Here is a 26,896-nt window from a genome sequence, read left to right on the forward strand (position 1 = left end):
GCCCCACCCTGCCGACCCGGCCCTCCCCCATCCGCCCCGCCCCACTCACCCGCCCTCAATCCGCGTCGGTGATCAAGGAGTTTGTGTCACTGCGGGAGCCCTCACAGGACACAAACTCCTTGATCACCGCAAGGGGGCGGGACGGCGCGAGGGCGGGCCGGGACGGGGGCGGGCCAGCGCGAGGGCGGGCCGGCGCGAGGGTGGAGTGGCGGGAGGGCGAGTCGGCGCGCGGGCGGGACGGCGTGAGGAGAGCGCGCTGCGCCCTGGCCGGTGATGCCCTGGGAGCGCTGGACTGGTCGTCCGCCTTCGGGCGGGCGGTTGGGTGTCCGGCGTCAGCGGTCGGTGGCGGGGACCGGGGTGGGCTGGTCGGGGGCTTCGGCCTGGGGCAGGCGCTTGGCGCGGCGGCGCAGCCACGCGGTGCTTGCCACGCCGGCCAGCACGGCCAGCACCAATCCGGCCCAGGAGATGTCCTTGAGCCAATGCTCGGCGGCCTGCCCGACGTAGAACAACAGGTAGGTGGTGCCGAACGCCCAGACCAGCCCGCCCGCGGCGTTCGCGACCAGGAACCGGCGGTACGGCACACGCAGTGCTCCGGCTAGCGGGCCCGCGAGGATGCGCAGCAGCGCGACGAACCGCCCGAAGAACACCGCCCAGACGCCGTGCCGGGCGAAGCTCAACTCGGCGCGGGCCAGGTGTGCCGGGCCGAGGTGTTTCGGGAAGCGCCGGCCGAGCCGTTCCAGTAGGGGACGGCCACCACGGCGGCCCACGGCGTACCCGATGGAGTCGCCGACGATGGCGCCGGTCGCCGCGGCGGCGGCCACCCACTCGGGCCCGACCGCACCGGTGGCGGCGAGCAGGGCGGCGCTGACCAGCACGATCTCGCCGGGCAGCGGGATGCCCATGCTCTCCACGCCGATGACCGCGCCCACGAGCAGGCAGATCAGGCCCGGTGGGAGCGCGGCGAGCCAGTGCTGTACGTCGACCACCCGCCGACCCTACCCGCGCCCGGTCACCCGGCGGGGGCCAAGAACTCCAGCCGGTTGCCGTGCGGGTCGTACGTGTGGAACCGCCGCATGCCGGGAATCTCGTCGTCGCCCCAGGTCACGGCGTGTCCGGCGGCGTCGAGGCGGGCGGCCAGCTCGTCCAGGTCGGGCCGCACCAGCGCGGGGTGCGCCTTGCGGGCCGGACGGAAGTCGTCCTCGACGCCCAGGTGCAGTTCGGCGTCGTACCCGGTGAACCAGCAACCACCGCGGGCGGCGAGGGCCGGGGGTTTGGGCTTCTCGGTGAGGCCGAGCAGGCCGGCGTAGAAGGAGCGGGACGCGTCCTCGGAGCCGCGGGGGCAGGCGAGCAGGACGTGATGGATCATGGTGGCACCTCCTCGTCCCGCAGCGTGGCACGAGGTTGCGTGGATAGCAAGACGGACGTACGGTTTTGTTAAGACCGACGCAGGTAAGTGTTGCCTAAGCACGGCGGCGCTCCGGTCGGTGCGACAAACTGCTCAGGACTACTCACGGTCGCTGGTGTGAAGGAGTACGACGTGGCGAGCCTCGACACCTTCGGTGCGAAGACCCAGCTACGCGTCGGAGACGCGAGCTACGAGATTTTCAGGATCGACAAGGTGGAGGGCCACGAGCGGCTGCCCTACAGCTTGAAGATCCTGCTGGAGAACCTGCTGCGGACCGAGGACGGCGCGAACATCACCGCCGACCACATCCAGCAGCTCGGCGCGTGGGACGCCACCGCCGACCCGAGCGTGGAGATCCAGTTCACCCCGGCCCGGGTGCTGATGCAGGACTTCACCGGCGTGCCCTGCGTGGTCGACCTGGCCACCATGCGCGAGGCGGTCCGTGACCTGGGCGGCGACGCCACCAAGGTCAACCCGCTGGCCCCGGCCGAGCTGGTCATCGACCACTCGGTCATCGCCGACCTGTTCGGCCGCGAGGACGCCTTCGAGCGCAACGTCGAGCTGGAGTACGAGCGCAACAAGGAGCGCTACCAGTTCCTGCGCTGGGGCCAGACCGCGTTCAACGAGTTCAAGGTCGTCCCGCCGGGCACCGGCATCGTGCACCAGGTCAACATCGAGTACCTGGCTCGTACGATCATGGAGCGCAACGGCCAGGCGTACCCGGACACGGTCGTCGGCACCGACTCGCACACCACCATGGTCAACGGCCTGGGCGTGCTGGGCTGGGGCGTCGGCGGCATCGAGGCCGAGGCCGCGATGCTCGGCCAGCCGGTCAGCATGCTGATCCCCCGGGTCGTCGGCTTCAAGCTCTCCGGCGAGATGCCGGCCGGCACCACCGCCACCGACCTGGTGCTGACCATCACCGAGATGCTGCGCAAGCACGGCGTGGTCGGCAAGTTCGTCGAGTTCTACGGCCCGGGCGTGAGCGCCGTGCCGCTCGCGAACCGCGCCACCATCGGCAACATGTCGCCGGAGTACGGCTCCACCGTGGCGATCTTCCCGATCGACGCCGAGACCGTCCGCTACCTGGAGCTGACCGGCCGCGACGCACAGCAGGTGGCGCTGGTCGAGGCGTACGCCAAGGAGCAGGGCCTCTGGCACGACCCGGAGCGCGAGCCGGAGTACTCCGAGCGCCTCGAGCTCGACCTGAGCACCATCGAGCCGTCGCTGGCCGGCCCGAAGCGCCCGCAGGACCGGGTGCCGCTCGGCAGCGCCAAGACGCTGTTCCGCGCCGCGCTCAGCGACTACGTGGCAGCCGACGAGACCGGCGGCGACCCGGGCCGCAAGCCGGGCGTGCCGCAGCAGGAGAAGCCGTTCGGCGCCGACGGCCCGGCCGACGAGGCGTCGGCCGAGTCCTTCCCGGCCAGCGACTCCCCCGCCAACGGCGTCAACGACCCGGCGGACGCGCCGCGCGACCTGGAGACCGCCGCGGTGGGCGCGGGCGGCCGGGCCAGCAATCCGGTACGCGTGACCGGCGCCGACGGCGTCGAGTACGAGCTGGACCACGGCGCCGTGGTGATCGCCGCGATCACCTCCTGCACCAACACCTCGAACCCGCAGGTCATGATCGGTGCCGCGCTGCTGGCCCGCAACGCGGTGGAGAAGGGCCTGGCCCGCAAGCCGTGGGTGAAGACCACCCTGGCGCCGGGCTCGAAGGTCGTCATGGACTACTACGACCGCGCCGGCCTCACCCCGTACCTGGAGAAGCTCGGCTTCAACCTGGTCGGCTACGGCTGCACCACCTGTATCGGCAACTCCGGCCCGCTGCCGGAGGAGGTCTCCGCCGCCGTCAACGACGGTGACCTGGCGGTCGTGTCGGTGCTGTCCGGCAACCGGAACTTCGAGGGCCGGATCAACCCGGACGTCAAGATGAACTACCTGGCGTCGCCGCCGCTGGTGGTCGCGTACGCGCTCGCCGGCACCATGGACATCGACCTCGCGAACGAGCCGATCGGCGAGGACGCCCAGGGCAACCCGGTGTTCCTGCGGGAGATCTGGCCGAACAGCGCCGAGATCCAGGACGTCATCGCCTCCGCGATCGGCGCGACCGGCTTCAGCGCCGCGTACGCCGACGTGTTCGCCGGTGACGAGCGCTGGCAGTCGCTGCCCACCCCGACCGGTGATACGTTCTCCTGGGACGGCGAGTCGACGTACGTGCGCAAGCCCCCGTACTTCGAGGGCATGCAGCAGGAGCCGACCCCGGTGCAGGACATCGCGGACGCGCGGGTGCTGGCGAAGCTGGGCGACTCGGTGACCACCGACCACATCTCCCCGGCCGGCTCGATCAAGGCGGACTCCCCCGCCGGCAAGTACCTGGCCGAGCACGGCGTGGCCCGCCACGAGTTCAACTCGTACGGCTCCCGCCGGGGCAACCACGAGGTGATGATCCGGGGCACGTTCGCCAACATCCGGCTGCGCAACCAGCTGGTCCCCGGCGTGGAGGGCGGCTTCACCGTCAACCACCTGACCGGCGAGCAGACCTCGATCTACGACGCCTCGATGGCCTACCAGGAGGCGGGCGTCCCGCTGGTCATCCTGGCCGGCAAGGAGTACGGCTCGGGCTCGTCGCGGGACTGGGCCGCAAAGGGAACCATGCTGCTGGGCGTGAAGGCGGTCATCGCCGAGTCGTACGAGCGGATCCACCGCTCGAACCTGATCGGCATGGGCGTGCTGCCGCTGCAGTTCCCGGGCGGCGAGACCGCCGAGTCGCTGGGCCTGACCGGCACGGAGACGTTCTCGATCAGCGGCGTCACCGCGCTGAACGACGGCGACACCCCGCGCACGGTGAAGGTCACCACCGACACCGGTGTGGAGTTCGACGCCGTGGTCCGCATCGACACCCCGGGTGAGGCGGACTACTACCGGCACGGCGGCATCCTGCAGTACGTGCTGCGCCGCATGATCGCGAGCTGATTCGCGTACGGCTGACACAGGGCCGCTTCCCGCTCCGGCGGGAAGCGGCCCTCGCCGTACCGTGGTCATCGCAGCCGGAGCGCGACGGCGCGTGCCTCCGCGTCGGTGAGCGGCAGGAACCACAGGAAACGCCGCACGATCGCGATCGGGTCCGGGCCGTCGGGCCGGCCGCGCAGGTCGCGGATGGCCTGCCGGGTGAGCCGGGAGAACTCGGGGATCATCGTGGCGCGGCGGGCCGCGTCGGTGGGCGCGGCCCGCAGGGTCGGGCACGGCCAGGGCTCACCGCAGCGGTCGCAGCGCCAGGCCGGACCGCACGCGCGGTGGCCGGTCAGCGGCAGCACCACCCGGGGGTACGCCGATGTGGGTGTCGGTTCGGTCATGCCTTCACCGTGCCGAGGGTGCCCGAACAATCACACAGCGTTGTGTAATCTCCTTCGGACGGTTCTTTTGCTCCGGGGAGGAACGGGCATGAACCATGCTTTCGTCACCGCGCTGGCCGGCGCCGGCCACACCGCCGAGAGCCTGGCGGAACGGCTCGGCCTGCATCCGAAGACGGTGGCCAGATGGGCGAACCCCGGGCACATCCCGCAGAGCCGGCACCGCGCGACTGTGGCGAACCTGCTGGGCCAGCCGATCGAGGCGCTCTGGCCGGACGCGGTCCGCCGCCGCGAGCCGGTCTGGTTCCGCCCGTGGGTGGACATCGAACGCGAGGCGGTCGCGCTACGCACGTTCGAGCTGGCGTGGGTGCCGGGCCTGCTGCAGACCGAGGCGTACGCCCGGGCCACCTTCATCGGCCAGCCACTGACCGCCGACGAGGTCACCGACCTGGTCACCGCCCGGCTGGACCGGCAGGGCATCCTCACCCGGCCGCGCGGGCCGCTGTACGTCGTGGTGCTCGACGAGCAGGTACTGCGCCGCGCCGCCGCCGGCGACCGGGCGCTGATGGCCGCGCAGGTGACCCACCTGCTCGCCTGCGCCGAGCTGCCGAACGTGCAGCTCCACGTGGTGCCGGTGGACACGCCGACCTATCCCGGGCTGGACGGGCCGTTCGTCATCGCGGAGCTGCGCGACGGCAACCGGGTGGCGCATGTGGACAGCCAGGCCCGCGCGCAGATCATCGAGCAGCCCTCGGAGATTGCTACCCTGGAGCGTCGGTGGGAACGCATCCGGGGCGAGGCGCTGCCCCGCGCGCGGACCCTGGAACTGCTGAGGGAAGTGGCAGCGGCATGGACCTGAGCGGCGCCCGATGGCGCAAGAGCACCCGCAGCGGCGGCAACGGCGGCAACTGCGTCGAGGTCGCCGGCAACCTGCCCGGCGTGGTCGGCGTCCGCGACTCGAAGGACCCGGCCGGGCCGGTGCTCACCTTCACCCCGGCCGCGTGGACCCGGTTCGTGGCGTCGACCCGCCGCTGAGCCCGGTCAGGCCAGGCGCGCGGCGTACACGTGCACCGGATCCCCCGATTCGGACGTGGTCGCACGCTCGAAGCTCAGCCCGATCCGCTCCGCGACCCGCTGCGAGGGCGTGTTGTCGGGGTGGATGATCGCGACGAGGCGGTCGACGCCCAGCCGGTCGCGCGCGTGGTCGCGACACGCGGCCGCCGCTTCCGTGGCGAATCCGCGACCCTGCACCCCGGTTCGCAGGTGGTAACCGACCTCGACCTCCGTCACCCCGTCCACCGGCTGCGGAGTGAGGCCGCAGTCGCCGACGAACTCGCCTGTCGCCCGTGACCTGAGCACCCACAGCCCGAAGCCGTGGCCGCGGTACAGGCCCTCGTTCCAGCGGATCCAGTCCAGCGATGACCGTCGACGACCTCGACGACGTGGCTGCCATGCTCGGCGACCCGCTCGTGATGCGCTACTACCCGCGACCGAAGACCCTGGCGGAGGTGCTGAATTGGAATTCGATAATGTTCCCCGATCGCACATCCGACACTGCAAACAATCGACGTCCATGATTCGTTGACACGATCCGAAGCACGTCGATACGTTGCCGACATCGCGATGAACAACGGGGGCGCTCCAGTTTCGATCCGGGAATCGAACACTGGGAAGGATTTCATGAAGACGACGATCAGACTTCTGGCCCTGCCGGCCCTGATCCTGCCGGCGATCCTCGCCGGCACTCCGGTGCTGGCCGGCACCGGCACCACCGCGGGCACGGCCGCTCCGGCCACTGTCACGTCGATCGAGCGCAAGGCGGGATCGTCCACGCAGGCCAAGGCCTACTGGACGGCCGAGCGCATGGCGGCGGCCACCCCGGCCGACGAGGTGGAGAAGTCCGCCGGCCCGGTCACCCAGAGCCCCACGGCCGAGCGGGTGCGACGCTTCGCCGAGGCGGTGGCGCCGAAGGACGGCAGCGGCTTCGGCACCCAGCTGAACGAGTCGATCACGGTCGGGAAGATCTTCTACACCAGCTCGACCGACGGCTTGGGGCACTACTGCTCCGCGAGCGTGGTGAACAGCCCGGCGCGCAACATGGTCTTCACGGCCGCGCACTGCGTGCACGACGGGCCGGGCCGGGACTGGCACACCGCGAACTGGATGTTCGTGCCGTCGTACCGCAACGGCGCGCAGCCGTACGGCACCTGGGACTGGTCCACGCTCGCGGTGCCCAGCGGCTGGATCAGCACCCGCGAGCGGCAGTACGACGTGGCTGTCGCGCTCGTCTACGGCAGCCGGTCGATCGTGGACGCGGTCGGCGCGAACGGGCTGCTCACCGGCGGCGGCCGGGCGTACCACTACGACATCTTCGGCTACCCGAGCAACAAGGACAGCGGCGAGATCCAGTGGGTCTGCTCGGGCACGTCGAGGGACGCGGGCAGCAACCGGATCGAGATGAACTGCGGCTTCGGGGGCGGTTCGAGCGGCGGCCCGTGGTACTACAGCTACGACAACACCACCAGGCGCGGTGACGTGCACGGGGTGATGAGTTACTCGAGCGGCTCGAACACGAACGGCTCGCCGTACTTCTCCGCCGCGGTGGTGGGGACGCTCTACAACACGTACGCGAACGACACCTGGTGAACGACGGTCCGCCTGGTGTGCCGCCCGGCGCACCAGGCGGACCGGCACCGGCCCCACGGCCCGGAGGAGGCGACATGTCACACCGTGTGCTGCTCGGCGCGGCCGCCGTCGCGGCGCTCGCCGTGGCCGCGGCCGTCGTGGTCGTCGCGGCGCGCGACGGCGGCTCGGCGCGGCCGGCGCCCGGCCCGGTGGTCGCGACGCACAACCCGAGCCCCGGCGCCACCGATCCGTCCGAATACTGGACGAGGGAACGAATGCGGGACGCGATCGGCGACTGAATCGCCGAATTGCGTCCGCCGGATTGCGTTGCCTGGAATCGAACGCTCGCGCACGGGCGCGCCGAATTCCTTTCGCCGGCCGAGCCCGAGTCGCAATTCCCATTCGTGCCAGGTGTGAGTACCGACGAGTCCTCATGGAACGGTGTCGGAGTAGACCTCGACGTCGTAGAGCAGTTGCACATTGCGGCGGCCGTTGGTGATGCCGACGAAGACGGGATCACCGGCCGGGGTGCGGCCCTGGCGCCACACCTGTTCCCGGGCGGCTTCCCGCGACTCGTGATGGACGCCGCCCTCGCGATGCAGGTGGAGGACGCGGCGGGCGGTGGTGGGGTCGCTGTCGAGGTGGATCCGCAGCAGGGGCACGGCGCAGCCTCCTTGCCCACTGTCGAGGCCGAACTTTGGTCTGTTCAATCAGCTTACCGTTGTTAAGCTGCCTGTCCAGTGAACTAGAGTGGCTCCATGACCACGACCAAGCCCGGTGCGGCGACGACACCGGTGTGGCTGCGGGCAGAGCAGCCGCGGGCGCGGCGTAAGCCGCCGCTGACCCGTGAGCGCATCGTGGAATTCGCCGTGACAGCGCTGGACGAGCACGGCGTCGAGGGCCTGACGATGCGTCTGCTCGCCCAGCGGCTCGGCGTGACCGCCACCGCGCTCTACTGGCACGTGAAGACGAAGGACGACGTCCTGGACCTGGCCGTCGACCGCATCTTCGGCGACGTGCCGATCCCGGACGCCGGCGACGACTGGATGGAGGACATCCGCGTCCTCGTCCGGGCCTGGCGCGACGCGATGTTGCGCCATCCCTGGGCACCCGGGCTCATCGGTCGTCCGATGCTCGGGCCCAACGTCCTGGCCCGCACCGAGTTCCTGCAGTCGGCGCTCGTGCGCGGCGGCTGCCACGGTCTTCCCCTCACGGTCGCCACGAGAATGCTGGCCAACTACGTCATCGGCGCCTCGCTCACGGAGGCCACGTGGCGCCGGGCCGCGGACCCGGGCGCGAGGGCCGCAGCCCGCGACCACATCGCCGCGAGCGCCGACACCTATCCGACCCTCAGCGCCTCCGGCCATCTCGACGACGCCCGATGGGACGACGACCTGCTGTTCGAGGAGGGCCTCGACGGCATTCTCCGGGCGGCGGCACGGACCGGCACGCCGGACTGACCACGCGCGCCTCTCAGCCGGCGGCGCTCTCCAGCACCGCCTTGAGCCGGGCCAGGTCCGCCTCCACGAGCGCGGTGTCCCGTTCGAAGTCCGCGTCGCTCATGCCGGGCATCCGCCGCAGGCTGAACACCACCTCGGTGGCGACGCCGTCGGCGATCGCGCGCAACGGCACGTACACCGTCTCGCCCGACGGTGTCAGCACCTCGTGGTCGAGCACGCCGTACTCGTTTGCCGGCGCGAACGTCAGCCGCGCCCGCCCTTCGGGCGTTTCCACATACCAGTGGCCGTCGACGAGCACGACCGAGCCGCCGAGACCCGGCGCCCAGCGGGGCAGGTTCGCCGGGTCGGCGGCGAAGGCGTAGACATCCGCGACCGGCCGGTCGATGTGGACGCTGAGGTGCCGGGTGTCGGTGGCCATGCGCCGATGGTGCCATGCCTGTCGCACGCGCACGCTACGCTGCCGCCGATTCCCACCGGTCCCCCGAGAGGCACCCCATGGGCATGATCTTCTACGCACGCCGGCTGTCCGCCGAGGAGCTGGCGGCGGTCCTCGCCGACCCGGAGAAGGTCGGCACCCTGTTCCCGGGCGGGCCGGACGAGCTCGACCTCGACAAGGCGTGGCACGGGCTGCACTACCTGCTGACCGGCACCACGTACGAGGTCCGGGGTGACGCCGGGCCGGCGATCATCGGCGGTGACCCGATCGGCCCGGACCTCGGCATGGGCCCGGCCCGGCTGCTCATGCCCGACGCCGTCCGCGCCGTGGCCGCCGGGCTCGACGCGATCGACGAGGCGACGCTGCGGGCCCGCTTCGACCCGGCCGCCATGTCGGAGGCCGAGATCTACCCGCACATCTGGGACGACGGCGACGACGAGTTCGACGGCTACCTGCTGCCGAACTTCACCCGGCTGCGTGACTTCTACCGCGACGCGGCGGCGAGCGGAGACGCCGTGCTGCTCGCCGTCACCTGACCCGACGGAAACGAGCCGCCCGAAGGCGAGCCGGCGGAAACGGGTACGCGCCATCGGGTTGCCGCCGGTAGCGTGCCGGCGTGGGACTCGACGCGTTCGTGCACTGCCGGTGCTGGCAGGACGGCCTCGCCACGCCCTGCCCGGTCGAACCGGTCGGCATCGACGAGGAGGGCTGTCTCGCGCTGTTGCTGCAGTGGGAGGGCAACGAGGCCGCGCACCGCACGTTCGACGCCTGGCAGGCGGAGGCGTGCCCGCACAAGGCCATGGAGCAGGCGAGCGAGCACGTGTCCAACTGGGCCGGTGTGCGGCTGTTCCAGCAGGCGCTACGCGCCGCCGGCCCGGAGCGCTTCCCGACGCTCGCCACCGCGCTCCCGAACCTCAACGGCGGCTCGCTGCCGGCCGACCGGGCGGCGGTCGCGCTCGCCGAGCTGGACGCGTTCGCGCGCACCGACCGGATCACCGACGAGGTGGAGCTGATCGACGAGGCGACCGGCCGGGTGCTGATGCAGTACGTCGAGAGCTATCACGGGGTGTTCATGCTGGGCCCGGATTTCCGGGCCGGGGTCGATCCGGACGGCTTCTTCGTTGTCGACACCGCCGACCCGCCCGCCACGCTGTTCCGGGCCGTGCGGTTCGGCCAGCGGCCGCTGCCCGGCGACCGGGTGGAGTTCACCGCCGGCGGGACGCGGACGGTGCTGGCGATGCGGCCGGTGGGCGGGCACGGCGAGCCGCCGCCCGAACGGCTCGCGGTGCGGTCCCGGAGCCGGGCGGGCGGCGAATTCGCCTACATCGTGGAGCCGCTGCGCCGGCTGTGCGCGGCGTCGGTGGCGACCGGCAACCCGGTCATGTGGTGCTGACGCGCCGCACTCACCACGGGATCACGCCCGCGTCCTCGAAGTAGCCGCCGGTCGGCCCGTCGCCGGGCAGCGTCGCCAGCCGGATCGCGATCGCCGCGCCCTGCTGCGGGGTCCGCACACCGCGGAAGTCGTTCAGGTCGGTGGCGGTGAAACCCGGGCAGGCGGCGTTGATCAGGACGCCCGTGCCGGCCAGCGCCCGCGCGTACTGGATGGTCACCGCGTTGAGCATGCTCTTCGACGGCGAGTACGCCACCGACAGCGGGCCGGTCTGGTGTTCGCCCTCCGAGGCGCTCTGCCGGGTCAGCGAGCCGACGCCGCTGGACATGTTGACGATCCGCGGCGAGGCCGAGCGGCGCAGCAACGGCAGCATCGCCTCGGTCACCCGGACCACGCCGATCACGTTGACCTCGACCGCCGTCCGGATGGTCGCGAGGTCGACGTCGCCCGGATGCTGCGGCGCGCCACCGGTCACGCCCGCGTTGTTGACGAGCACGTCCAGCCCGCCGGCCTCCGTCTCCAGCAGCCGGGCGGCGGCGGCCACGCTCGCGTCGTCGGTCACGTCCAGCGGTACGCCGAACGCGTCCACACCACCCGCGCGCAGCTTCGCGACCGCCTCCGCGAGCCGCTGCTCGTCCCGGGCGCCGACGCCCACCCGCCAGCCCAGCGCGCCCAGGCCCGCCGCGATCTCGTACCCGATTCCCTTGTTCGCGCCCGTCACCAGCGCGATCGTCCGTTCGCTCATGGTTTCGATCCTGTCCGCGCGGCGAGCGGGCCTCCAACACCACCTCGGTAGCGGCCGATACCTGGCGGGTATCGATTCGGCGGTACGGTGGCGGGATGGAGACGCGGGAGCTTCGCTACTTCGTCGCGGTGGCCGAGGAACTGCACTTCGGCCGCGCCGCGCGACGCCTGGGCATCGCCCAGCCGCCGCTGTCGCGCGCGATCCAGCAGCTCGAACGGCGTCTCGGCGTGACGCTGCTGGACCGGGACAGCCGCGGCGTCGTGCTCACCGCGGCCGGGTCGGTGCTGCTCCGCGAGGGCCGGGCCGCCCTCGACGCCGTGGACGCCGCCGACCGCCGTACCCGCCGCGCCGGCGAGGCCACGAACGGCGGCCCCGGGCTGGTGCTGGCCACGAAGGCGGGCGCGTCGAGCGAACTGCTGCCGAAACTGCTCGACGCGTACGCGGCCGAGCCGGACGCCGTCCCCGTCGAGGTGTTGCTGTGCGGCATCGGCGAGCAGGAACGGCTGCTGCGCGACGGGCGGGCCGACGTGGCGTTGCTGCACCTGCCGTTCGACTCGACCGCCGGGCTGGACACCGAGGAACTGGTCACCGAGCAGCAGGTGGCGGTCCTGCCGGCCGGCCATCCGCTGGCCCGGCGGCCGCACCTCCTCATGGCCGAGGTGGAGACGCTGTCCGGCCTGCCGATGCCGCGCTGGCCCCGGGCCGACGGGTCGTATCCGGACGGTCCGGGCCCCGAGGTCCGCGACCACGCCCAGTTGTTCCAGCTCATCGCGCTCGGCCGTACCGTGGTGGTGCTGCCGGAGTCGGTCCGGTCGCTGCTGCTCGCCGACCTGGCCGCCGTGCCGGTGCCGGACGCTCCGGCGGTGACCACCGTGATCGCGTGGCCGCCGCACAGCCGGTCCCGGCCGCTCGCCGCCCTGATCCGGACCGCCACCCGCCTGTGACGCCGGCCGCTAGGCGGGCAGTTCCTTGCGCATCTGCTGGGTGACCACCCGGTAGCCGGACGTCTCGTACAGCTTGCGTGCCGTCTCGTTGGCGCCGAAGACGTTCAGCTCCAGCGCCCGGGCGCCGTGCTCCCGGGCGGCCCGCTCCCCGGCCGCGAGCAGCGCCCGCCCGAGGCCCCGGCCCCGATGCCCGGCGGCCACCTCGATGTCGTAGAGGAACGCGCAGTCGGCGAGACCGCGCGGGTGGGTCAGGCCGATCCACAGCCGGCCGACCGGTGAACCGTCTGCCAGCTCGCCGACCAGGAACAGCATGCCGGGTGTGGCCATGCCCTGCGGCAGGAAGCCGGCGGCGGCCTCCCGGGCCCGGTCGAGCGCCTCCTCGGGCGTCCAGTTGCCGGCCGTGACGTGCTCCCGCGCGTAGCCGGCGGCCAGCTCGTCCTGCCATCTGTCGAACTCGTCCGGGTTCATCGCCCGGACGCTCACCTCGGTCATCGCCACTCCCCCGTCGATGTGTGACAGTTCAGTCCTCGGCGGCGCGGCGGCGCGCCTCCCGCAGCTTCATGGCGTGCTCCAGCAGCGTGATCAGCACCTCCTTGGCCGACTCCCGCTTGCGCGCGTCGCACAGCACCACGGGTACGCCCGGGTCGAGGTCGAGCGCGGCCTGCACCTCGTCGAGACGGAACTTCTTGGCGCCCTCGAAGCAGTTCACCGCCACCACGAAGGGCGTACCGCGCCCCTCGAAGTAGTCGATCGACGGGAAGCAGTCGGCCAGCCGGCGGGTGTCGGCGAGCACCACCGCGCCGAGCGCGCCGAGCGCCAGCTCGTCCCAGACGAACCAGAACCGGTCCTGCCCGGGCGTACCGAACAGGTAGAGCACCAGGTCGTCGCTGATGGTGATGCGGCCGAAGTCCATCGCCACGGTGGTGGTCGACTTCTCCTCGATACCGGACAGGTCGTCGATGCCGATCCCGGTCTCGGTGAGCACCTCCTCGGTCCGCAGCGGCCGGGTCTCGCTGACCGCGCCGACCATGGTGGTCTTGCCGACGCCGAACCCGCCCGCGATCAGGATCTTGATCGCGGTGGGTAGCGGAGCGGCGCCCGCCGGCCGCTCAGAGCGCCCGTAGTCCATTGATAACCGCCTCGAAAACGTGCTCGTCGGGAAGGCCGGCGGTGGTCGCGCGCGGCTCGCGTACCTGTACCAGGCTGCGGGCGGCCAGGTCTCCGAGGAGGACCCGGACCGTGCCCACCGGCAGGTCGAGATGGGCGGCGATCTCGGCCACGGAGAGGATCCGCTGGCAGAGGCCGACGATCGCCACGTGCTCCGGGCCCAGCCCGGACTCCGACCCGACATCCGTGCTGGTCGAGGTGACCAGCGAGATCAGGTCGAACGTACCGGTCACCGGGCGGGCCCGGCCTCCGGTCACCGCGTACGGGCGCACCACCGGGCCGGCGTGGTCGTCCACCCACTCCTGCTCCGCGGAGTCCCCCCGGCCGGTCATCGTGCCGCGTTCTCGCCGAGGGGCTGTTCCCGGGTCGGTGATGCGACGAACCGGCCGACCCGGGTGACGAGCATGGCCATCTCGTACGCGATCAGGCCGACGTCCGCGTCCTCCGACGCCAGCACCGCCAGGCAGGCGTTGCGGCCGGCCGCTGTGACGAACAGGAAGGAGGACTGCATCTCGATGATGGTCTGCTGCACCTGCCCGCCACCGAACCGTTTGCCCGCGCCCCGGGCGAGGCTCTGGATGCCCGCCGCCATGGCCGCCAGGTGCTCGCCGTCGTCCCGGCTCAATCCGCGGGACGAGGCCATCAACAGTCCGTCGGTGGAGAGCGCCACGGCGTGCTCCGCCTGCTTGACCCGGCCGACCAGGTCATCCAGCAGCCACGTCAGATCCGCGCTCGAAGCCGTCTTCTGCGCCACTCGTCGTCCTCATCTTCCCGGCTGGTGTGCCGTCAGCTTCCGGTTTCCGTCGCGTCGACGTCCCGGTCAGGTAACCTGCTCGTCCGCGTCGGCCGGCGCACCGCCGGCCCCCTGCGCTCCGCCGAGCAAGCGCGCGGCATCGGTACGGCCGCGTCGCGTGCCGCTCTGATAGGAGCTCATCATCCGGCGCACCTGCTCCGGTGCACGCGCCGTGTCGTCGTCGGCGGTGTCGTCGTCGTCCACCGCGCTCTGGTCGTGTCGCAGCTCCGGCGCGAGGCTGGCCTGGCGTACCCGGACCGGGAGCCCCGCGTCGGTGACCGGCGCGTCCTCCGGCTCCGGCTCCGCTGCGGCGTCGGTCGTGGCGGCGGGCCGCCGCTCCACCACCGCCAGCTCCGTGGTGGGCCCGGCCACCGCGGGCTGCCGCTTGCGGGTACGCGCCGGCAGCCCGGACGGGGTCAGCCGGGGCGCCCGCGCCACCGGCTCCGGCACCTGCGGGGCGGGCTCGGCGGGCTGGTCCGGTTCGGTGCCGCCGTCCGGGCCGGACGCGGTCGCCGGCTCGGTGCCGTCCTCGGCCGGCGTGTTCCGCGCCGGTTCCGGCGCGGGCAGGACCGTCCCGGGGGCGGGGAGAGCGTCGGACGCGTCGGCGCCGTCGGCGGTGATCAGTTCACGCGGGATCAGCACCACTGCCGTGGTCCCGCCGTACGCGGACTCCTTGAGCTGCACCTTGACGCCGTGCCGTTCGGTGAGCCGGCTGACCACGAACAGGCCGAGCCGGGCCGCGTCGGCGAGGTTCAGCTCGGACCGGTCGACGATGCGCGCGTTGGCGGCGGCCATCTCGTCGGCGCTCATGCCGAGGCCGCGGTCCTCGATCTCGATGGCGAAGCCGTTCGCCACGAGCTGGCCGCGAACCTCCACAGTGGTCTGCGGCGGGGAGAAGGAGAGTCCGTTCTCGATCAGCTCGGCCAGCAGGTGGATGACGTCACCGACGGCACGGCCGGTCAGCGACACGTCGCCGAGCGGGCGCACGGTGACCCGGGTGTAGTCCTCGACCTCGGCGACCGCGCCGCGTACCACGTCGACCATGGGGACGTTGCGCCGCCAGGCCCGGCCGGGCGTCGAGCCGGAGAGGACGATCAGGTTCTCCGCGTTGCGCCGCATCCGGGTGGCCAGGTGGTCGACCCGGAACAGGTCCTCCAGTTCCTCGGCGTCGTGCTCCCGCCGCTCCATCGCGTCCAGCAGCGTGAGCTGCCGGTGCACGAGCGCCTGAGTGCGCCGGGCCAGGCTGAGGAACACGTCGCGTACGCTGCGGCGCAGCTCGGCCTGCTCGACGGCGGTACGGACGGCGGTCTCCTGCACGACGTTGAACGCCTTGCCCACCTGACCGATCTCGTCGTCGCCGAACTGCAGCGGTGGCGCCTCGCGGGCGACGTCCACCTCCTCGCCGCGGCCCAGCCGCTCCACCACGCTCGGCAGGCGTTCGTGCGCCAGCTGGAAGGCGGCCTCGCGCAGCCGTTCGAGCTGGCGGACGAGCGCCCGGGCCGTGGTGATCGAGACGACCACGGAGGCGATGACGGCGATCAGGCCGAGACCGGCGGCGAGCACCAGCCGCACGATGACGCCGATCGCGACCGGCATGGCCCGGGACACGATGTCCTCACCGCCGGCGAGGATCACCTCGCGCAGGTCGGCCATCGCCTTCTCGGCGGCGACCTGCCACGCCGCGGCGGTCACCGGCGGGCGCACCTCGGCGCCCTTGGCCGCGAGCACCTGGTCCTGGAGCGTGCGGAGCTGCTGGAACGCGTCGCCCTCGACCATCCGGTCGAAGCGGGCACGGTCACCGGGGGCGAGTTCCCGGGCGGTACGGTCGGCGAGGAACCACTGCGCGCCGACCAGCCGGGCGAACGCGGTCTGCTCGCCGACGGTGATCCGGTTGGCCGCGATCGCACCGGTGATCAGCGCGTCCTGTTGGGACAGCAGCTCCCGGGACCGGTTGAGGTCGATGAGCGCGGCGGTGTCCTTGGCGATCTCGTCGTCGTCGAGGCCGCCGAGGGCGTCGAAGACGGCGAAGATCCCGTCGACCGCCTCGTCGTACGCGATGAGCGTGGTGGTCCGGTCGATGGTCTTGCGGCTGACCTCGGCGCGTACCTGACCGAGCTGGTCCAGCTCGGTCTTCAGCTCGTCGAGCCGCTGCATCAGCTCCTCGCTGGCCGGGATCTCGGTGCGCCAGTCCCGCACCGAGCGCCACAGTGCGGTCGCGGTGCCGTCGGTCCGCGCGCGCTGGGCCTCCAGCTCCTGCAACCGGCCCGGGTCGGACTCACCGAGGTAGCGCAGCGACAGCCGTCGCTCGGCCTGCAACTCCTGCAGCAGCGGGTCGCTCGGTTCGAAGACGCGCGCGTTGAGCGTCTGCACGCCGAGCAGGTTGAACCCGTCCCGTACGGTCACCCACGCGGCGAACGCCCAGAGCGCGGTCAGCGACGCCAGCAGCGCGATGATCTTCGTACGGAGATTCGTACTGCGGGAACCCATCACACCGTCCTGGCCCGGTCTTCGGTCGGTCCGACATCCGATCGACTCCGGCGCACGCTAGCAGCCGTCGGGAACCTCATTCAAGCGATCCTGATCATGGTAGGTGCGGCCCCGGACCGGGCTGCCCCGGCGCGGCCGAGGCCGCCAGCACCGCGGCGCGCACGATCCGCGTCGGGCGGTAGAGGTCCTTGTCGTGCCATAGTGCCGGTTCGTCGTCGCATCCGTCCAGCTCGGACAGTCGACGACGTCCCCGCACCAGCGCCGACGTGATCCGGGGGTCACCGGGCCGGCCCGCGTCGGCCAGGGCGAGCACCGCGTACGCGGTCTCCTCGGCGGTGCCGTCCCACCGTCCCCAGGAGCCGTCCGGGCGCTGCGTGTCCAGCAACCAGGCGACGCCCCGCTCGACGGCGGCACGCGCCGCGCCGTCCGGCGCGTGGTCGGCCAGCGCCAGCAGCACCGCGTAGGTGGCGTAGTACGGCGAGGCGTGCCAGCGGTCCTCCCACCGCCCGTCCGGCTCCTGCCGGTCCAGCAGCCAGTCGGTGACGCGGCGCCGGGCGCCGGTGACGCCGGGACCGCTGGGCTGCTCGCCGAGCGCGTCGAGCACGTGGGCGTTCGTGGTCAGCGACGCACCGTCCTCCCCCGGCCAGGTGCAGAAGTGCCGGCCGGTGTCGAATCCGGCCAGCGGCGCGACACCGGGCGCGCGGCCCAGCCGGGCCAGGGCGTAGAGCGTGACCGCCGTGGTGTCGGCGTCGGCGGGCAGGCCCGGCGCGGTGGCCGCGCCGGACGGGCCGACGGCGGCGCGCAGCTCGGTCAGCACCGGCTCGGGCGCGCCGACCGGCACGCCGGCCCGGACCAGGATGCCGAGCACCCAGGCCCGTTCGAAGACGGTGATCGGGCTCGCGCAGGGCACCGGGCCGGGGCGGGCGACAGCGTTCAGGTAGTCCAGCGCGGGTCCGGGCTCCGGCCCGCCCAGCCAGGCGGCGGTGGCGGCCGGTGAGGCGCCGACGGCGCCGCTCGCCGAGGGACGCACCCCGGACGCGCGGTACGCCAGCTCACCCGCCACCTCCAGGGCGTGCGCCAGCTTCTCCGGCACGGGCCGCCCGGTGGCGAGCAGTCCGCGTACCCGGGTCAGGCGGGCCGGGTCGAGACCGGCCGGCAGCGGCAGGCGGGGCCGGCCGGCCCACTCGGTCAGCCCGGGTGGCGGCCCGGCCGGCCCGTCGAGGTGCCGGTCCACTGCTGCGAGCAGCGCGGGCACGATCAGGTCGGTGGCCGGCAGGTCCGGCGGAGCGCCGTCGCGCAGCGCCCCGGCCAGGTACGCCAGTCCCCGGTGGACGGCGTCGGACGGCGCGGCGGACGGCCCGTCGCGGTGCAGCTCGGCCAGCAGCGCCTCGACCGCGCTCAGCGTCGGGACCAGCGCGTACCCGCCGGGGCCGCCCCAGCCGCCGTCCGGGCGCTGCCGGTCCAGCAGCCAGGCCAGGCGCCGGTCGTGGCCGTCGAGCCACGGCGCGAGCGTGACCAGCCGTCCGGTCTCGTAGACCGACGGTGACGTCTGCCCCTCCGGTTCGCCGTCGAGCGCGGCGATCAGGTCACGCGTGGTCCCGGACCGGGTGGCGGGCACCGGTCGGGCGGTCAGCGTCACCGCACGCCCCAGAAGTCGGTGTGCCGGTAGAAACCGGTGGTGAAACCGAGCTGCCGGGACAGGAAGTCGGCCTCCCGCGGCACCTCACCGGCCAGCTTCGCCAGCAGGACGCGGCAGTGCTCGACCTGCTCGGCGAAGCGCTGCTCGACCTCGGCCGGGTCGTCGACCAGCAGCAGCGCGTTGAGGTCGCCGGACTCGGCGTCGCGGCGGTGGGTGCCGAGGTCGTTGACCAGGCGCAGGGCCCGCTGCACCTCGTCGCTGACCTCGATCAGCCGGGCCAGCGTGGCGGCGTCGCTCACCGATCCGGTGTGGATCCAGTGCGCCACGTTCACCACCGTCGCGGCGAGGTTGTCGGCGTTCGCGAGGTAGTCGGCGAGCGTGGGGCGGCCGGTACGCCGCCAGTCCCACTCGCGGGCCATCGCGTCGAGGGTGCGGGCCATCGTGTCCCGCCAGTGGCCGCGCAGCGCCGGCCAGGCGGGCGCGGCGGCGACGTCGTCGCGCAGCTCGGCCAGGAACCGGCCCAGCGGGTCGCCGCTGCCGGCGCCGTCGAGCACGTCCAGGCAGACGCCGGTGATCCGGTCGACCTCGGCCCGGCTGGTGGCCTGGTGGTCGACCAGCCAGTCGACGGCGAAGCCCCAGAGCACCGCGCGGTTGGTCACCGCCAGTTCGGCGGCGCTGTGCCAGGGGGCGCTGAACGCCATCGCCTGCGCGATGCTGCTGAACAGCGTCGCGTCGAACGGGTCACCGGGGAACAGCTCGGGGTGCGCGGCGGCGGCCTTGCGCAGGCCGCGCTGGCCCTGCGCGGCGAGCGCGCAGACCCGGCCCTGTTCGGCGGCGACGGCGAGCGGATCAGGTGTCACGCCGTCGGTCATGCCCCCTCCGTCCGCCCGGCCGCGACGAGCGTCAGCTCGACCCGCTCGCGCGGCCGCAACGCCGCGGCCAGCCGCAGTCCGGGTACGCCGGTGCGGTGCAGCCGGAACCGGTAGCGGCTGAGCATGGTGGCGAGGATGAGCTGTGCCTCCAGGTAGAACAGGTACATGCCGAGGCACTGGTGCGGGCCGCCGCCGAACGGGAAGTGGGCGTACCGGTGCCGGGCGCGGACCCGCTCGGGGCGGAACCGCTCCGGGTCGAACTCGTCCGGGCGGTCCCAGAACTGCCGCATCCGCTGGGTGATAAGCGGGCTGACCGCCATCGTGGCGCCGGGCTCGATCGGCACGCCGTCGATGACGTCGCCGTCGACAGCGCGGCGCGGGATGATCCACCCGATCGGGTAGAGCCGCAGCAGCTCGTCCAGCACCATCCGGGTGTAGGTGAGCCGGCTCAGGTGCTCACGGCGTACCGGCTCGCCGCCGACCACCTCGTCGATCTCGGCGTAGAGCCGCTCGGCCACCTCCGGGTGCTGGTCCAGGTGGGGCCAGGCCCAGGTCAGCACGTTGATGGTGGTCTCGGTGGTGGCGGCGAACATGGCCACCGTGTCGTTTCGGACCTGCCGCTCGTCGAGCTGGCGTCCGTCGTCGGTGCGGGCCTGCCAGAGCGTCGAGATGACGTCGTCGCCCTGGTCGGCGGACTCCCGCGTCTCGCGGACGATCGGCACCAGCACGTCGTCGACGATGCGGACGGCGCGGGCGAACGTACGGTCGCCCGGCATCGGCAGGGACAGCGGCGCGAACGGGACGATGATCCGGGGGATGACGGCGGTGGCGATGCGGTCCTGCGCCTCGATCACCCGCATCGCGTCCGGCACCGAGATCCGGTCGGCGAACAGCACCTTCATGATCGCCCGGCTGACGATGCGCGCCTGCTCCACGCCGATGTCGACCGGCCGGCCGGCGCGGGCCGGCTCGTCCAGCTCGTCGACCGCGTCGCGGATCGCGTCGGCCATCCCGTCGACGAGCGCCTCCACCCGCTTGGCGGTGAACATCGGCTGGAGCATCCGCCGGCTGGCCGACCAGATCTGCCCCTCGCCGAGGATCCCCTCGCCGAACAGCCGCTTGACCGGGCGCCAGAACAGCCCGTCACCTGCTCGTTCGTAGTTGTCCGCCCGGTCACGCAGGACGTGCTGCACGTGCTTCGGGTGGGTGACCAGGTAGGGCCGGAACGAACCGAGGTTGAGCCGGACCAGTTCGCCTTCGGTACGGTTACCGATGTCGATGAGCGCCCGGGCGGGGTCGCGGAGCACCGCGGGCAGGATCTGCCGCAGCGGCACGGTCCGGGGTCGGCCGGTGGGCCTCGTTGTGTCCGTTGGTTCGGGCACCTGAACGCTCCCTCGGTTGACTCAGGGTCGCGACTCCGTATCGACCCGTGACGTTGCCCGTGAGCATGCCATCCTGAGTCGCAGATCAAAAGGCAGGTCAGAGGATATTTCACGTAACAACAATCTCTTTGTCGAGAATGGAGCCAGTGGGATATGCGTCACTCGCGTACACAGTGGTCGCTGCGGAGCGCGAGCGACGCTCACCTCTGCGCGGACGCCGCCAGAACGCGGGCGCGGACCCGTCCGCTGTGCCAAGCTTCGGGCATGGACGACAAGACCATCCTGAGCCGGATCTCGGAACTCGTCGACGAGGAGCACCGGCTGCGCGCCGACGCGCAGCAGCACGAGGCCGGCACAGACGACGAGGCGCGGGAGCGGCTGCGCGCCCTGGAGGAGTCCCTGGACCAGTGCTGGGACCTGCTGCGCCGCCGCCGGGCCGCCCGCCAGGCGCACGGCGACCCGGACGCCCAGGGCGAACGCCCGGTGCCGGAGGTCGAGCGCTACCTCCAGTGACCCGGACCGGCGTCCCGGGCGGTCTCCCGCCCGGGACGCCGGCCGGTCAGCGCAGCCCCGCCTCCCGCAGCAGCGCCTCGGTCAGCGCCGCCGGGTCAGTCACCGTCGCCGGCATCCCGCGGGCGGTGAACCAGGCGGCCACCACCCGCACGTCGCGGGCCAGGAAGTCGGCCCCCTGCGGGTTGGCCACCACGTCGACCACCTGTGGCAGGTCGATCATCACCAGCCGGCCCGCGTCCACCAGCAGGTTGTACGGGGACAGGTCGCCGTGTGCGTACCCGGCGCGGGCGAGCACCGTCAGCGCCTCGACGAGCTGCTCCCACAGGTCACGCAGCTCGCCGGCGTCGGGCCGGGTCTGGGCCAGCCGCGGCGCGGCCTCCCCCGCCCCGGCGTCGCCGACGAACTCCAGCATCAGCTCGGTGCCGAGCAGCTGCACCGGATAGGGCACCGCGATCCGCCCGGAGGCGGACCCGATCTCCCAGAGCTGGGACAGCGCGGCGAACTCGGCCGCCGCCCACTGCCCGGCGATCATCTGCCGGCCGAACGCGGTGCGGCCGGTCATCGCCCGCATCTCGCGGGACCGGCGCACCCGGCGGCCCTCCAGGTAACCGGCGTCGCGGTGGAACAGCCGGTGCTGGGCGTCGCGGTAGCGCTTGACCGCGAGCAGGCAGCTGCGGTCGGTGCCCGGCACGGCCCGGCGGACCAGGTGGACGTCCGCCTCCTTGCCGGTCTTGAGCACCCCGAGCTCGGTGTCCCGGGCGGCCAGTTCGGTGACCAGCCAGTCCGGGTGCGGCTCGGGGCCGTGGACGGCCTGGTCCCAGGAGGACCAGGCGTCCTCCGCCTCGGGCTCGGCGTCCGGGTCGGTGAGGGTCGGCGGGGTGTGCCGCCCCCGCTTCAGGAAGTCGGGTTCGTCGTCGTCGAAGCGGCTCTTGCCGCGGCCACGGCGCTGCGGCGCCGGGAAGTCGTGATCGCGCACGGGTGGATCTGTCCTTCGATCGAGGCTGGTGGAGGCAGGTGGAACGACCCTGCGAAGACGGCCATGACCGACCTCCTCTCCTCGACCGGGCACACCCCGGCTGCGCACTCGCGCGGCACCATGCTCGTGGCCCCGCCCGGTGCGGGTCAACGGATTTTCCGCCCGGGCCCGCCGTGCCCTTGTCGCTGCGCCGTCGTCGCGCGCGGTCAGCCGGCCAGGACGGCCGCGACGGCGGCGATCAGCCCGTCCTCGATCCGGGTGGGCGCGAACCTCGGGTCGGACCAGCGGCGTCCCCGGTGCAGCCAGACGCTCGGCAGGCCCACCGCCGTCGCGCCGCCGATGTCCGCCTCCGGGCTGTCGCCCACCACCCACGCGCCGCGCAGCGGCATCCGGGCCCGCTGGGCGGCGAGCGCGAAGATCCTCGGGTTGGGCTTGCTGACGCCCGCCTCCTCGGAGATCACCCAGTCGGCGACGTACCGGTCCAGGCCGGTCTTGCGGATCTTGGCGTCCTGTTGACGGGACGCGCCGTTGGTGACCACCACCGGCACCCAGCCCGCGTCGGCGGCGATCCGCAGCGCGCAGGCCACCAGCGGGTCCAGCCGCATGTGCGCCACCACGCCGTCGTGCAGCTCGTCGACCAGGTCGATCGAGGGGATGCGCAGCGCGTACCGGTCGCGGATCGCATCCGCCACGTCCCACCTGTTGGTGAGCCCGTCCGCGTCCACCGACACCAGCCAGTCGAGGTCGGCCGGCGGCGCGCCGATGCCCGCCAGGAAGCGTTCTCCCCAGACACGGAACGGCCCGTCGCGGTCGAGCAGGGTGTTGTCCAGATCGAGCAGGAGCAACGGCACTTGGGCACCCTACGGTAACGCTCGGAGCACCGACAGGGCCGAGGGCTCCCCCACGACGATCAGGCCACGAGGACGGCGCGCGCCGCCCCGGCGTCGAGCGGACGGTCCAGCAGCATCGTGTGCGCCGCGCGGGTGGCCGCCAGCGCATCCGGGTCCAGCGTTGCCACCAGCACGTCCTCGCCGGTGTCGGCGCCCCGGGCCAACGGCCGGCCCTCCGGGTCGTACACCGCCGCGCCGCCGTTGAAGCGCCAGGGATCGGTGCCGCCGACCGCGTTGGCGAACACCACGTACATGGTGTTGTCCAGCGCGCGGGCGGCGTAGTAGAGGTCGCGGCGGTGCGCCGAGCCGGCCAGGTAGCCGCTCGGGCAGAGGTAGCCGTGCGCGCCGTCACCGGCGGCGGCCCGCGCGTGCTCGGGGAAACAGCCGTCGTAGCAGACGCCCAGGCCCAGCCGCCACGTGTCGACCTCGAGCGTGGCGCCCCGGCGGCCGGCGTCGAACAGCTCCCGCTCGCCGCTCCAGAGCTGCTGCTTGTCGTACGCGGCGGTGACCGTGCCGGCCGCGTCCACGACGAGCGAGGAGATGGTGCGCCGCCGGTCGGGGTGGCGGACGGCGGCGCCGATGACCACCGCGGCGCCAGCGTCGGCGGCGGCGGAGCGCAGCGGGTCCAGCCGGGCGTCGGTGACCCGGCCGTCGGCGTCGGCCGCGACGTCCGTGGCGTCCGGGTCGGCGCCGAGCGTCGGCGGGTGGTACGCCGGCAGGAACAGCTCGGGCAGCACCACGACGCGGGCGCCCTCGGCCCGGCCGACGAGGCGGGCGGCGGCACGGGCGTTGCCGGCGACGTCGCCGGGGACGGGCTGGGCCTGGACGGCGGCGACGGTGAGCGGGTGCGCGGGCTGGGCGGTCACGCGCCGATCCTAACCACTCGGCGTCGCGCGGATGATCATCCGGAATCGCATCTCAAGCCGTACGTACGGTTTGCATCACGCGGTTCCACCTGCGACGATCCGTTCGTGCCCAGAGTAAGTCAGGACCAGCTCGACGCGCGCCGGCAGGAGATCCTCGCGGCGGCGCGGGCGTGTTTCGCCCGGCACGGCTACGAGGGCGCCACCGTGCGGCGGCTGGAGGAGGCCACCGGCCTGTCCCGTGGCGCGATCTTCCACCACTTCCGCGACAAGGACTCGCTGTTCCTCGCCGTGGCCGAGGACGACGCCGCCGCGATGGTGGAGACGGTGGCCCGTAACGGCCTGGTGCAGGTCATGCGCGACCTGCTCGCCCGGGCCGTCTCGCCGGACACCACCGGCTGGCTCGGCAGCCAGCTGGAGGTCTCCCGCCGGCTGCGCACCGACCCCGCCTTCGCCAAGCGCTGGGCGGAGCGCTCCGAGGCCATCGCCGCGGCCACCCGGGAGCGCCTGCTGCGGCAGCGCGAGGCGGGTGTGCTCCGCGACGACGTGCCGATCGACGTGCTGGCCCAGTTCCTGGAGCTGGCCTACGACGGGCTCGTGCTGCACCTGGCGATGGGCCGGCCGGCCGGCGACCTGGCCCGGGTGCTCGACCTGGTCGAGGAGGCCGTCCGCCGGCACTGAGCCGGTGCCGGTCTCGGTCCGGTAACTACGCCCCGCCAGGAGATCGACTCTGGCGCGCCTGCTCCACAATGAGCCGCGACCCCTCCTCGCGACAGGAGCAGACGATGACCCCCTCCGACACCTGGGGCATCCCCGGCCCCGTATTCCTGCGCTGGTACCTCCTGCTCGCCGTCGTCCTGGTCATCGGCGCGGTCGTCTACCGGCGGCGGATGCTCGCCGGCACGCCGGTGAACGTGCACGGCGACCTGGGGCCGCAGCAGGTCGCCTACCTCAACGGTGGCGACCAGCTCGCCGTCTGGGCCGCGCTGGGCGGGCTGCGCCATGCGGGCGCGGTCGGCGTACGACCGGACCGGCGGCTCACCACCGGCGGCCCGTTGCCGGCCGGGGCCACCCCGCTGGACCAGGCGGTCCACCACGCGGCGAGCCGCGGTCTGCGTACCCGGGACCTGGCGGCCGACGACTGGGTACGGCGTGCCCTCGACGGCCTGCGCGACGGCCTGGTCCGCCGGGGCCTGGCCCTGGACCAGGAGCGGCGCCGGACGCTGCGGCGCGGCGCGCTCCTGATCGGAGCCCTGCTGGCGATCGGCATCGTGCGCGCGATCTCCGGGATGCTCAACGATCGGCCCACCGGCTGGCTGCTGCTCAGCCTGTTCCCGCTCGGCCTCGCGTTCCTGCTGCTCAATCGCGTGCCGTGGCGGACCCGGGCGGCCACCGCCGCGCTGAACGACATGCGCCGCCGGCACACCTGGTTGCGGCCGGCCGCCGGGCCCGCGTACACCACGTACGGCCCGACCGAGGTGGCACTGGGCGTGGCGCTGTTCGGCACCGCCACGCTCTGGACGATGGATCCGGGCTTCGCGGAGCAGGCCGAGATCCAGCGGCAGGCGATGGGCAACGCGGGCGGCGCGAGCTCCGGCACCTCCTGCGGCGGCGGGGCGACCGCCGGCAGCTCCTGCGGAGGCGGCAGCTCCTGCGGCGGAGGCGGTGGCTGCGGCGGAGGCGGGTGCGGCGGATGACCGGCCCGTCCGGCGTCGGCATCGGCTGGCGCCCCGAGATCGCCGGCTTCGTGGCCGGCCTGCCGGGGCTGCGCTTCGTCGAGGTGGTCGCGGAGGCGGTCGCGACCGCCGGGCCGCTCCCGGACGGGCTCGCCGAGCTGCGCGAACGCGGCGTGGACGTCGTACCCCACGGGGTGCGGCTGTCCCTCGGCGGCGCGGAGCCGGTCGACCGGGCCCGGGTGGCGCACCTGGCCGGGGTGGCCGCGGCCCTGGACGCGCCGCTGGTGAGCGAGCACATCGCGTTCGTGCGGGCCGGCGGCCTCGAGGCCGGTCACCTGCTGCCGCTGCCGCGCAGCCGCGAGGCGGTCGCGGCGGTGGTGGCCAACGTGCGGCGGACGCAGGCGGAACTGCCGGTGCCGCTGGCCCTGGAACCGATCGCGGCGCTGTTCGACTGGCCGGACGACGAACTGGACGAGGCCGACTTCCTCACCGAGATCCTCGACGCCACCGGCGCGCTGCTGCTGCTCGACGTGGCGAACGTGCACGCCAACGCCCGCAACCGGGGCGGTGACCCGGCCGCCCTGCTGGACCGGCTGCCGCTGGAGCGCATCGCCTACGTGCACGTCGCGGGCGGCGCCGAGCACGGCGGCTTCTACCACGACACGCACACCGACCCGGTGCCCGCCGCCGTGCTGGGCCTGGTCCGCGAGCTGTGCACCAGGCGCCGGCCGCCCGCGCTGCTGCTGGAACGCGACGGGCACTACCCGCCCGCCGCCGAGCTGCGCGGCGAACTGGACGCCCTGGCCGCCGCGTCCGGCCACCCGGTGGTCACGTGAGCGGCGACCTGGCGGCCCGGCAGGCCGAGCTGGTCGCCGCACTGGTGGCCGGTGGGCCGCTGCCGCCCGGCTTCGCCCCGGCGCCGGTCGAGGCGGCCCGCCGGGCGCTGCTGCGCAAGCGGGCCGGCGACGTGGCCCGGCACTGGCCGCTGCTCGCCGCCGGTCTCGGCCCCGGCTGGACGGCCGCGTTCGCCGCCTGGGCCGACGGCCGCCCCACGAACGGTTCGCTGCGCGACGGCTGGGACCTGGCCCGCGACCTGCGCGAGCGGGACGCGCTGCCGCCGCTGGGCGCGGACGAGCTGGCCGTGCGCGAGGCGGCGAGCCGCTACGACGGCCGCCGCCCGCCCCGGCCGCGCCGCCTGCCGGCCCTGGCCCGGACCGGCGGCGCCGTCGCGGTTCAGGTCGCCGGCCGGGTACGCCTGCTGCGGCCCGCCCCACGCTGACAGG

General features: G+C 73.3%; 33 protein-coding genes. 15 read left to right on the forward strand and 18 right to left on the reverse strand.

The genetic code is table 11. The features are described from left to right. Positions 1-332 precede the first annotated feature (332 nt). Positions 333-986, reverse strand: a complete 654-nt coding sequence (locus tag ACQP26_RS20630) for a DedA family protein (RefSeq protein ID WP_269705096.1) — start codon at positions 984-986, stop codon at positions 333-335. Positions 987-1,009: 23 nt separating this feature from the next. Further along, entirely contained in the window at positions 1,010-1,366 is a 357-nt protein-coding gene (locus ACQP26_RS20635) for a VOC family protein (RefSeq protein WP_269705095.1), read from the reverse strand. 156 nt (positions 1,367-1,522) lie between these two features. Here ACQP26_RS20635 and ACQP26_RS20640 point away from each other — a divergent pair, with 156 nt between their 5' ends. Then, on the forward strand, positions 1,523-4,378 hold the full coding sequence (locus ACQP26_RS20640; protein WP_269705094.1) for an aconitate hydratase: 2,856 nt from the start codon (positions 1,523-1,525) through the stop codon (positions 4,376-4,378). 65 nt (positions 4,379-4,443) lie between these two features. On the opposite strand, the gene ACQP26_RS20645 is transcribed toward ACQP26_RS20640, so the two are convergent. Then, positions 4,444-4,758: a hypothetical protein gene (locus ACQP26_RS20645; protein WP_013475922.1), complete on the reverse strand. Its 315-nt coding sequence runs from the start codon at positions 4,756-4,758 to the stop codon at positions 4,444-4,446. Positions 4,759-4,846: 88 nt separating this feature from the next. Here ACQP26_RS20645 and ACQP26_RS20650 point away from each other — a divergent pair, with 88 nt between their 5' ends. Beyond that, positions 4,847-5,614 (forward strand): Scr1 family TA system antitoxin-like transcriptional regulator, encoded by a 768-nt coding sequence (locus tag ACQP26_RS20650; RefSeq protein ID WP_433493754.1) that lies wholly within the window; start codon positions 4,847-4,849, stop codon positions 5,612-5,614. Next, positions 5,605-5,790 carry a DUF397 domain-containing protein gene (locus ACQP26_RS20655; protein WP_269705092.1) on the forward strand — a complete coding sequence of 62 codons (186 nt, stop codon included), beginning with the start codon at positions 5,605-5,607 and terminating at the stop codon, positions 5,788-5,790. The genes ACQP26_RS20650 and ACQP26_RS20655 overlap by 10 nt, the downstream gene beginning before the upstream one ends. A 6-nt stretch (positions 5,791-5,796) precedes the next feature. On the opposite strand, the gene ACQP26_RS20660 is transcribed toward ACQP26_RS20655, so the two are convergent. Further along, positions 5,797-6,171 carry a GNAT family N-acetyltransferase gene (locus tag ACQP26_RS20660; RefSeq protein ID WP_433496173.1) on the reverse strand — a complete coding sequence of 125 codons (375 nt, stop codon included), beginning with the start codon at positions 6,169-6,171 and terminating at the stop codon, positions 5,797-5,799. Between the two features lie 2 nt (positions 6,172-6,173). On the opposite strand from ACQP26_RS20660, the gene ACQP26_RS20665 reads away from it, so the two are divergent. From ACQP26_RS20665 to ACQP26_RS20675, 3 genes are all read left to right on the forward strand, one after another. After that, a complete protein-coding gene (locus tag ACQP26_RS20665) occupies positions 6,174-6,332 on the forward strand; it encodes a hypothetical protein (protein ID WP_269707125.1) in 159 nt (52 codons plus the stop codon). A gap of 103 nt (positions 6,333-6,435) precedes the next feature. Beyond that, on the forward strand, positions 6,436-7,401 hold the full coding sequence (locus ACQP26_RS20670) for a trypsin-like serine peptidase (RefSeq protein ID WP_433493755.1): 966 nt from the start codon (positions 6,436-6,438) through the stop codon (positions 7,399-7,401). Positions 7,402-7,475: 74 nt separating this feature from the next. After that, positions 7,476-7,679: a hypothetical protein gene (locus tag ACQP26_RS20675; RefSeq protein ID WP_269705089.1), complete on the forward strand. Its 204-nt coding sequence runs from the start codon at positions 7,476-7,478 to the stop codon at positions 7,677-7,679. A gap of 132 nt (positions 7,680-7,811) precedes the next feature. On the opposite strand, the gene ACQP26_RS20680 is transcribed toward ACQP26_RS20675, so the two are convergent. Beyond that, positions 7,812-8,042, reverse strand: coding sequence for a hypothetical protein (locus ACQP26_RS20680; RefSeq protein ID WP_433493756.1), 231 nt, complete (start codon positions 8,040-8,042; stop codon positions 7,812-7,814). Between the two features lie 96 nt (positions 8,043-8,138). On the opposite strand from ACQP26_RS20680, the gene ACQP26_RS20685 reads away from it, so the two are divergent. Then, positions 8,139-8,840: a TetR/AcrR family transcriptional regulator gene (locus ACQP26_RS20685; protein ID WP_433493757.1), complete on the forward strand. Its 702-nt coding sequence runs from the start codon at positions 8,139-8,141 to the stop codon at positions 8,838-8,840. A gap of 13 nt (positions 8,841-8,853) precedes the next feature. Here the strand turns inward: ACQP26_RS20685 and ACQP26_RS20690 are convergent, their stop codons facing one another. Further along, positions 8,854-9,258, reverse strand: coding sequence for an SRPBCC family protein (locus ACQP26_RS20690; RefSeq protein WP_433493758.1), 405 nt, complete (start codon positions 9,256-9,258; stop codon positions 8,854-8,856). 83 nt (positions 9,259-9,341) lie between these two features. Between ACQP26_RS20690 and ACQP26_RS20695 the strand changes: the two genes are divergently transcribed. Continuing rightward, entirely contained in the window at positions 9,342-9,812 is a 471-nt protein-coding gene (locus ACQP26_RS20695) for a YfbM family protein (RefSeq protein ID WP_269705082.1), read from the forward strand. An 80-nt stretch (positions 9,813-9,892) separates the two neighbouring features. After that, on the forward strand, positions 9,893-10,669 hold the full coding sequence (locus ACQP26_RS20700; RefSeq protein ID WP_433493759.1) for a hypothetical protein: 777 nt from the start codon (positions 9,893-9,895) through the stop codon (positions 10,667-10,669). Between the two features lie 10 nt (positions 10,670-10,679). On the opposite strand, the gene ACQP26_RS20705 is transcribed toward ACQP26_RS20700, so the two are convergent. Further along, positions 10,680-11,411 carry an SDR family oxidoreductase gene (locus ACQP26_RS20705; protein ID WP_433493760.1) on the reverse strand — a complete coding sequence of 244 codons (732 nt, stop codon included), beginning with the start codon at positions 11,409-11,411 and terminating at the stop codon, positions 10,680-10,682. Between the two features lie 95 nt (positions 11,412-11,506). Here ACQP26_RS20705 and ACQP26_RS20710 point away from each other — a divergent pair, with 95 nt between their 5' ends. Next, entirely contained in the window at positions 11,507-12,355 is an 849-nt protein-coding gene (locus ACQP26_RS20710; protein ID WP_433493761.1) for a LysR family transcriptional regulator, read from the forward strand. Positions 12,356-12,364: 9 nt separating this feature from the next. Here ACQP26_RS20710 and ACQP26_RS20715 read toward each other — a convergent pair whose 3' ends face one another. The 8 genes from ACQP26_RS20715 to ACQP26_RS20750 all read right to left on the reverse strand — a co-directional run bounded on the left by ACQP26_RS20715 (position 12,365) and on the right by ACQP26_RS20750 (position 20,647). Then, on the reverse strand, positions 12,365-12,847 hold the full coding sequence (locus tag ACQP26_RS20715) for a GNAT family N-acetyltransferase (RefSeq protein ID WP_281577267.1): 483 nt from the start codon (positions 12,845-12,847) through the stop codon (positions 12,365-12,367). A gap of 28 nt (positions 12,848-12,875) precedes the next feature. Beyond that, on the reverse strand, positions 12,876-13,484 hold the full coding sequence (locus ACQP26_RS20720; protein ID WP_128137372.1) for a GTP-binding protein: 609 nt from the start codon (positions 13,482-13,484) through the stop codon (positions 12,876-12,878). After that, on the reverse strand, positions 13,465-13,854 hold the full coding sequence (locus ACQP26_RS20725; protein ID WP_433493762.1) for a DUF742 domain-containing protein: 390 nt from the start codon (positions 13,852-13,854) through the stop codon (positions 13,465-13,467). The genes ACQP26_RS20720 and ACQP26_RS20725 overlap by 20 nt, the downstream gene beginning before the upstream one ends. Next, positions 13,851-14,276, reverse strand: a complete 426-nt coding sequence (locus tag ACQP26_RS20730; RefSeq protein WP_030503283.1) for a roadblock/LC7 domain-containing protein — start codon at positions 14,274-14,276, stop codon at positions 13,851-13,853. The genes ACQP26_RS20725 and ACQP26_RS20730 overlap by 4 nt, the downstream gene beginning before the upstream one ends. A 66-nt stretch (positions 14,277-14,342) precedes the next feature. After that, the gene (locus ACQP26_RS20735; protein ID WP_433493763.1) at positions 14,343-16,802 is read right to left on the reverse strand and encodes a nitrate- and nitrite sensing domain-containing protein; all 2,460 of its coding nucleotides are present in this window, start codon (positions 16,800-16,802) and stop codon (positions 14,343-14,345) included. A gap of 94 nt (positions 16,803-16,896) precedes the next feature. Beyond that, positions 16,897-18,441, reverse strand: coding sequence for a prenyltransferase (locus ACQP26_RS20740; RefSeq protein ID WP_433493764.1), 1,545 nt, complete (start codon positions 18,439-18,441; stop codon positions 16,897-16,899). Continuing rightward, positions 18,438-19,313, reverse strand: coding sequence for a terpene synthase family protein (locus ACQP26_RS20745; RefSeq protein WP_433493765.1), 876 nt, complete (start codon positions 19,311-19,313; stop codon positions 18,438-18,440). Before ACQP26_RS20745 ends, ACQP26_RS20740 begins: the two co-directional genes overlap by 4 nt. Continuing rightward, positions 19,310-20,647 carry a cytochrome P450 gene (locus ACQP26_RS20750; protein ID WP_433496174.1) on the reverse strand — a complete coding sequence of 446 codons (1,338 nt, stop codon included), beginning with the start codon at positions 20,645-20,647 and terminating at the stop codon, positions 19,310-19,312. The genes ACQP26_RS20745 and ACQP26_RS20750 overlap by 4 nt, the downstream gene beginning before the upstream one ends. Before the next feature lie 312 nt (positions 20,648-20,959). Between ACQP26_RS20750 and ACQP26_RS20755 the strand changes: the two genes are divergently transcribed. Next, positions 20,960-21,208 (forward strand): DUF2630 family protein, encoded by a 249-nt coding sequence (locus ACQP26_RS20755; RefSeq protein WP_013287422.1) that lies wholly within the window; start codon positions 20,960-20,962, stop codon positions 21,206-21,208. 46 nt (positions 21,209-21,254) lie between these two features. Here the strand turns inward: ACQP26_RS20755 and ACQP26_RS20760 are convergent, their stop codons facing one another. The 3 genes from ACQP26_RS20760 to ACQP26_RS20770 all read right to left on the reverse strand — a co-directional run bounded on the left by ACQP26_RS20760 (position 21,255) and on the right by ACQP26_RS20770 (position 23,940). Further along, a complete protein-coding gene (locus ACQP26_RS20760; protein ID WP_281577263.1) occupies positions 21,255-22,184 on the reverse strand; it encodes a serine protein kinase RIO in 930 nt (309 codons plus the stop codon). 206 nt (positions 22,185-22,390) lie between these two features. Next, on the reverse strand, positions 22,391-23,035 hold the full coding sequence (locus tag ACQP26_RS20765) for an HAD family hydrolase (protein ID WP_030503276.1): 645 nt from the start codon (positions 23,033-23,035) through the stop codon (positions 22,391-22,393). A 59-nt stretch (positions 23,036-23,094) separates the two neighbouring features. Further along, positions 23,095-23,940: a carbon-nitrogen hydrolase family protein gene (locus ACQP26_RS20770; RefSeq protein WP_433493766.1), complete on the reverse strand. Its 846-nt coding sequence runs from the start codon at positions 23,938-23,940 to the stop codon at positions 23,095-23,097. Between the two features lie 105 nt (positions 23,941-24,045). Here ACQP26_RS20770 and ACQP26_RS20775 point away from each other — a divergent pair, with 105 nt between their 5' ends. From ACQP26_RS20775 to ACQP26_RS20790, 4 genes are all read left to right on the forward strand, one after another. Continuing rightward, complete coding sequence (locus ACQP26_RS20775) at positions 24,046-24,618, forward strand: TetR/AcrR family transcriptional regulator (RefSeq protein ID WP_194803152.1); 573 nt, start codon at positions 24,046-24,048, stop codon at positions 24,616-24,618. A gap of 104 nt (positions 24,619-24,722) precedes the next feature. Then, positions 24,723-25,634 carry a TIGR04222 domain-containing membrane protein gene (locus ACQP26_RS20780; protein WP_433493767.1) on the forward strand — a complete coding sequence of 304 codons (912 nt, stop codon included), beginning with the start codon at positions 24,723-24,725 and terminating at the stop codon, positions 25,632-25,634. Then, a complete protein-coding gene (locus tag ACQP26_RS20785) occupies positions 25,631-26,449 on the forward strand; it encodes a DUF692 domain-containing protein (RefSeq protein ID WP_433493768.1) in 819 nt (272 codons plus the stop codon). Before ACQP26_RS20780 ends, ACQP26_RS20785 begins: the two co-directional genes overlap by 4 nt. Next, positions 26,446-26,892: a hypothetical protein gene (locus tag ACQP26_RS20790; protein ID WP_433493769.1), complete on the forward strand. Its 447-nt coding sequence runs from the start codon at positions 26,446-26,448 to the stop codon at positions 26,890-26,892. Before ACQP26_RS20785 ends, ACQP26_RS20790 begins: the two co-directional genes overlap by 4 nt. The last annotated feature ends 4 nt before the right edge of the window (positions 26,893-26,896 follow it).

Origin of the sequence: Micromonospora sp. CA-248089 (genome assembly GCF_050948515.1) — a bacterium.
Taxonomy (GTDB): Bacteria; Actinomycetota; Actinomycetes; order Mycobacteriales; family Micromonosporaceae; genus Micromonospora.